This is a genomic window from Bradyrhizobium sp. 23, assembly GCF_023073295.1.
GTDB classification, from domain to species: Bacteria; Pseudomonadota; Alphaproteobacteria; order Rhizobiales; family Xanthobacteraceae; genus Bradyrhizobium; species Bradyrhizobium canariense_D.
This window is the reverse complement of sequence record NZ_JADPJF010000042.1, coordinates 357,913-363,871: the sequence shown is the minus strand read 5'-3', so window position 1 is coordinate 363,871 and position 5,959 is coordinate 357,913. Positions and strand designations below refer to the sequence as shown.

General features: G+C 64.2%; 7 protein-coding genes. 1 reads left to right on the top strand and 6 read right to left on the bottom strand.

Annotation, left to right across the window (positions count from 1 at the left end; translation table 11 throughout):
* From IVB32_RS11525 to yajC, 6 genes are all read right to left on the bottom strand, one after another.
* Positions 1–333 (bottom strand): pyridoxal-phosphate dependent enzyme (locus IVB32_RS11525; RefSeq protein ID WP_247410385.1); only part of this gene is annotated, 333 nt, incomplete at its 3' end.
* A 45-nt stretch (positions 334–378) separates the two neighbouring features.
* Positions 379–1,242, bottom strand: a complete 864-nt coding sequence (locus tag IVB32_RS11520) for a phytoene/squalene synthase family protein (RefSeq protein ID WP_247296624.1) — start codon at positions 1,240–1,242, stop codon at positions 379–381.
* Positions 1,239–1,622: an Mth938-like domain-containing protein gene (locus tag IVB32_RS11515; RefSeq protein ID WP_247296622.1), complete on the bottom strand. Its 384-nt coding sequence runs from the start codon at positions 1,620–1,622 to the stop codon at positions 1,239–1,241. Before IVB32_RS11515 ends, IVB32_RS11520 begins: the two co-directional genes overlap by 4 nt.
* Positions 1,623–1,682: 60 nt before the next feature.
* Positions 1,683–2,702, bottom strand: coding sequence for a protein translocase subunit SecF (secF, locus tag IVB32_RS11510; RefSeq protein ID WP_018458019.1), 1,020 nt, complete (start codon positions 2,700–2,702; stop codon positions 1,683–1,685).
* A 10-nt stretch (positions 2,703–2,712) separates the two neighbouring features.
* Positions 2,713–4,317: a protein translocase subunit SecD gene (secD, locus tag IVB32_RS11505; RefSeq protein WP_018458020.1), complete on the bottom strand. Its 1,605-nt coding sequence runs from the start codon at positions 4,315–4,317 to the stop codon at positions 2,713–2,715.
* A gap of 59 nt (positions 4,318–4,376) precedes the next feature.
* Complete coding sequence (yajC, locus tag IVB32_RS11500) at positions 4,377–4,742, bottom strand: preprotein translocase subunit YajC (RefSeq protein WP_007610701.1); 366 nt, start codon at positions 4,740–4,742, stop codon at positions 4,377–4,379.
* Positions 4,743–4,922: 180 nt separating this feature from the next.
* Between yajC and IVB32_RS11495 the strand changes: the two genes are divergently transcribed.
* The gene (locus tag IVB32_RS11495; protein ID WP_018458021.1) at positions 4,923–5,939 is read left to right on the top strand and encodes an ATP-binding protein; all 1,017 of its coding nucleotides are present in this window, start codon (positions 4,923–4,925) and stop codon (positions 5,937–5,939) included.
* Positions 5,940–5,959 lie beyond the last annotated feature (20 nt).

The window sequence follows — 5,959 nt, the reverse complement described above, 5'->3', positions numbered from 1 at the left end:
GATAGTGGCGGGAATGCCGAGCCGCTTGGCGTGATAGGCGACGCCCTGCGCGTGGTTACCCGCCGACATCGCGACGACGCCCCGCGCGCGCTCCTCCGGCGTCAGCGCCTTGAGGCGGTTGAGCGCGCCGCGCTCCTTGAACGAGGACGTGAACTGGAGGTTCTCGAATTTCAGCCAGATGTCGCAGCCGCAGATATTGCTCAGCGTGCGGCTGTAGCTACAGGGCGTCTCGACGACGGCGCCGCGGATCGTCTCGGCGGCGGCATGGATGTCGGCCGGTACGACCGGAAGGCCGCCCAGATCGGAAGATATGGTTTGGGACAACTCAGCCATAGGACAGCATAGAGCATTTGCGCGGCTCCGGCGATAAGCCAACCGCTATTTGGTAAATTCCCGCGAACGTGAAGCCCGCCACAGCGTCCACAGCGTACGCAGCCGCGATGACGGTTGCGGCGTAAATGGATTGCGCCCGGGTTGCGACAGGCGCTTGAGGTCGGCCCGCGCTTGTCCGAGCGGAAGGAACGCTGGACGCACTGATGCCGGCACCTCCACCAGCAGCGACAAGGCCGTCGTCAAATGTTGCTGCGCCTCGCCCGAGAGTTGGCCCAGCGCGGCGCGCAAGTTTGGCGTCTCCTTTCCGGCGAACACGTCTTCCACGTCGCAATCGTGGCTCGCCAGCACCTGCTGCGGCAGGAACAATTGCCGGCGCGCCGCATCGCGCGGCAGATTGGCGATGACCTGTACGATGCCCTGCGCCAGCCCGGCATGGCGGGCGAGATGCTCGGCCGCCGCCGACGCTGGTCCCATGATCCGGGCGGCGAGATCGAACAGCGCCGATGAGGTCGCCGCGAGGTAGCCCTCCAGCGCCGCCATTGTTAGCATTAGGTCGTTGTAGAGATCGAATTGATGCTCGTCGGCGAGCAGCGACAGCGGCTCGACCGGCAGGTCGAAATCACGGATTGCGCGGAGCAGCTCCGCCGCCACCGGATTGCCCTCGGCACTGCCATGGACTTGGCCCGACAGCATGTCGGTCCACCATTGCAGGCGGATTTCACCGGGCAAGGGCTGGCTCACCTGATCGCGGACGCGGACGATCTCGACATTGAAGGCATAGAGCGCCAGCAGCCCGCGGCGCTCGGCAGCGGGCGCGAACAGGGTCGCGGCATAGTGCGGAAAGTCGTGGCTGCGCACGAGGTCAGCACAGAACGCAGCAGAATCCGGCGGCGGCGCGGAGCCACTCATGGCACGGCGATCAGCGCGGCCGCGACGCGCCGCCGTTCGCCCATCATGATGTTGTAGGTACGCACGGCGGGACCGGTCTGCATCGCATCCAGCACCACCCTCGCCGCTTTGAGCGCCTGGCGCAGTTCCGGCGGCGGCAGCCAGGCCCCGGTTCCGGTGCCGACCAGGAGCGTGTCGATGCTGTTGGCAGACTTGAAGACTCGATCCAGCGAATAGCGGTCGATCTTTGCAGGGTCCGTTATGTCCCAGGCCCAGATCGCGTCGGGCAGGCAAAGCAGCGATCCCCGATGCGACATGCCGGCAAAGGCAAAGCCGCCCTTGCCATAGGCTTCGATCGGCGCCGAGCGGGGGAAATGCGGTGCGTTGGGATCGCCGGCCATGAGCTTCGTCCGAATGAGCTTACTGCCCTCCCAAACTCCTGCGAGGGCATGCGGTTCGGATCATGCCTTGCTTTTCTTCGCCGGCGTAGCCTTATCGACCGCATCCTCGCGATGCTCGCCGACGCCGAGATAGATCAGGATCGGGGCCGCAATGAAGATCGAGGTATAGGTGCCGACCAGCACCACGCCGAACATCATGACCGCGGTGAAGCTGTGGATGGCATGGCCGCCGAACAGCAGCAGGGCCAGCAGCGCCAGCGTCACAGTGAAATGGGTGATGATCGAGCGCGACAGCGTCGAGTTGATTGATTCGTTGAGGAGCTGCGGCATCGGCATCTTCTTGTAGCGCCGCAGCATTTCACGGATGCGGTCGTAGATGACGACGGTGTCGTTGAGCGAATAGCCCAAAATCGTCAGAAGCGCCGCGATGCTGGTCAGGTCGAAATCGACCTGACTGATCGACATGAACCCGATCGTGAGCACGATGTCGTGCACGTTGGCGATCATGGCGCCAAGCGCGAACTGCCACTCGAATCGGAACCAGAGGTAGATCAGGATCGAGACGATCGCCAGCATCAGGCCGAGCATGCCGTAGGCGAGCAATTCGCCCGATACGCGCGGTCCCACCACCTCGACGCGGCGATAGTCGACGGAATCGCCAAGCGCGGTGCGGACCTTCTGCACGGCCTCCTGCTGGGCGGCGTCGCCGCCCGGCTGCTCCGCGACACGGATCAGGACATCGGCGGGGCCGCCGAATTGCTGCAACTGGACTTCGCCCAGACGCAGGGCATCCAACGTCGTACGCATCGCCGCAATATCGGCGGTGCCGGACTTGGCCTGCACCTCCAGTAGGGTGCCGCCGCGGAAGTCGATGCCGAAATTCAGTCCATGGGTGAAGAACAGCGTGATCGCGACGATCGACAACGCCGCCGAGATCGGGAAGCTGATCCGGCGAAAACGCGTGAAGTCGAAATGGGTATCGTCGGGGACGATGCGCAGCGACGGCAGCCAGCCGAATGCCGCAACCACGGTGAGAATGGCAATGAGGACGCCGAGCCCGATGAGAACAGTGTGATTCACGATCAGGCTCCTAGATCGGCACGCTCTGCGGCCGCTTCCACCGCACCCACCAGGCCACGATCAGCCGGGTCAGGGTGAAAGCGGTGAACACCGTGGTGATGATGCCGATTCCGAGCGTCACGGCGAAGCCGCGCACCGGACCGGTACCGATGTAGAACAGCACCGCGGCGGCAATAAAAGTGGTGATGTTGGAATCGAGGATGGTCGCAAGCGCCCGCTTGAAGCCGGCGTCGATCGCCGAGATCGCGTTGCGGCCGCCACGCAACTCCTCGCGGATGCGCTCGTAGATCAGCACGTTGGAATCGACCGCGATACCGACGGTGAGCACGATGCCCGCGATGCCGGGCAGCGTCAGCGTGGCGTTGAGAAGCGACAACAGGCCGAAGATCATGGCGACGTTGATGGCCACCGCGATGTTGGCGAACACGCCGAACAGCCGGTAGGTCAAGAGCATGAAGATGATGACCAAGATCGAGCCGACATAGGCGGCGAGCTCGCCCTTTTCGATCGAGTCCTGGCCGAGGCCCGGACCGACGGTGCGCTCCTCGACCACCGTGAGCGGTGCCGGCAGCGCGCCGGCGCGCAGCAGGATCGCGAGATCGTTGGCCGATTGCACCGTGAAACTGCCCGAGATCTGGCCTTGTCCGCCGGTGATGGGCTCGCGGATCACGGGAGCCGAGATGACCTTGTTGTCGAGCACGATCGCAAAAGGCAGCCCGACGTTCTCTTGCGTGGCCTGCGAGAACTTGCGCGCGCCCGACGTATTGAACTTGAAACTCACGACGGGTTCGCTGGTGCGCTGGTCGAAGCTCGCTTGGGCATCGGTCAGGTCGCCGCCGGCGACCAGCACCTGCTTCTTGACCACATAGGGTGTGGGCGGCGGTGACGCGCTCATCAGAAGCTCGGATTCCGGCGGCAAACGTCCTTGCTGCGCCTGATCGGGCGGCACCGACGTATCGACCATGCGGAATTCCATCTTCGCGGTCTTGCCCAGCAATTCCTTCAGACGAGTCGGGTCCTGGAGGCCGGGGACCTGCACCAGGATGCGGTCGTTACCCTGGCGCTGGATGACAGGCTCGACGGTGCCGAGCTCGTTGACGCGGCGTTCGACGATCTGGATCGACTGCTCGATCGTCTTGCGCATGCGGTCGAGCATCGCGGCCTGTGGGATCGTAAGGCGGATCACGCCACCGCCGGCGTCAGTCACATCCAGGTCGCGCTGACCGCTGGATCCGACCAGTCCTCCCAGCGGCTGGGACAGCTCGCGCAGCTTGGCGAGCGCAGGCTGCAGATCGGATTCCTTGGTGATCCGAACCTCGGCCGCGTCGTTGCGCACGGTGACGCCGCCGGTGAAGCCGATCTTGGCATCGCGCAGCGTCCGGCGAACGTCGTCGCGGACCTGGTCGAGCCGCTCCTTCTTCACATAGTTGCCGTCGACCTCGAGCAGCAGATAGGAGCCGCCTTGAAGATCGAGGCCGAGCACGAGCCGACGCTGCGCCCAGGCGGGCCAGGTCTTGACCTGCGCTTCGGGGAAGAAGTTCGGGACCGCGCAGAGGCACACGATCAGCGCCGTCAGGATAATCCCGAGCGCCTTCCACCGCGTGAAATACAACATCGACTGGACCTGTCAGATCAGGAGATTTGCAGGAAAACTTGAGAGACTCGCGGAAGCACTCACTTCGACGCGGCGTCTTCCTTGGCGCTTTCCTTGGATTCCTTGGCCGGCTCGCCCTTGGCGCGTACGCCGGAGACCATCGAGCGCATCTGCCGCACGCGCACGCCATCGGCGATCTCGAACTCGATCTGGTCGTCGTCGACGACCTTGGTGACCTTGCCGACGAGACCGCCCGAGGTCACGACGGTGTCGCCGCGGCGGATGTTCTTCACCAGGTCGGCGTGGTCACGGACCTTCTTCTGCTGCGGACGCAGAATCAGGAAGTACATGATCACGAAGATCAGGGCGAACGGCAGCAGCGACATCAACATGCCGCTGGTGTCGCCGGCGCCCGCAGCCTGGGCATACGCAGGGGTAATCAGCATTCGGACGATCCTCGTGAGAACGGGGGAAAACCGGTCAGGCCCAAATGGCGACCGGTTCGGTCAAATTCGCGCGGACTATAGCGGCCATTGCCCCAATTGCAACGCTGCCAGACCGCCCTTTTAGCCACCTTGCGGCGCGCGCACAGGCCCGATAAGGCTGCATTCTCAGGAACTTCGGACATGCCCCAAAAACCAAGCAAAAGCCCGGCCGGCAAAGGCCCTCGCACCCCTGCCGCGAAGGCAGCCGGCGTCGCGGCAAAACGTCCCAAGGTGGCCCTCAAGGCGGCTTCCAAGACGATTTCCAAGACGACGTCCAAGACGAACCAAAACGTCTCCCAGCAGCGCATCGTTCGCGCGCTGGAGACGATTGCGGCGCACCTCTCCGCGCAAGGCAAGCCCGCCGCCGAACGCGAGTCGTTCAAGCAGGCGGATGCTTTCGTCTGGCACCCGGACGGCCGCCTTGCGGCGGTGCCGCGGGTCAGCCGCGTCGAAATGTTCCTGCTCAAGGGCGTCGACCGGATGCGCGACATCCTGATGGAGAACACCGAGCGTTTCGCCAACGGATTGCCCGCCAACAACGCGCTGCTCTGGGGCGCGCGCGGCATGGGCAAGTCGTCGCTGGTGAAGGCGGCGCATGCCAGCATCAACGCGGAGCGCAAACCGGCCGACAGACTGAAGCTGATCGAGATTCATCGCGAGGACATTGAGAGCCTGCCCGCCCTCATGGAACAGCTTCGCGCCTCATCCTTCCGTTTCATCGTGTTCTGTGACGACCTCTCGTTCGACGGCAATGATGCGTCCTACAAATCGCTCAAGGCGGTGCTCGAAGGCGGCATCGAGGGGCGGCCGGAGAACGTCATCCTCTACGCCACCTCCAACCGCCGCCATCTGCTGGCGCGCGAGATGATCGAGAACGAGCGCTCGACCGCGATCAATCCCGGCGAAGCCGTCGAGGAGAAGGTCTCGCTGTCGGATCGCTTCGGTCTCTGGCTCGGCTTCCACCGGTGCAGCCAGGACGAATATCTCGCCATGGTGCGGGGCTATTGCAGCCATTTCGGCGTGAAGATCGACGATGACGCCCTGGAACGCGAGGCACTTGAATGGTCGACGACGCGCGGCTCGCGCTCGGGCCGTGTCGCCTGGCAGTTCGTCCAGGAGCTTGCGGGACGGCTCGGCGTCAAGCTGGCGGCGACGTAGCCACAGTCATAGCCCAACCC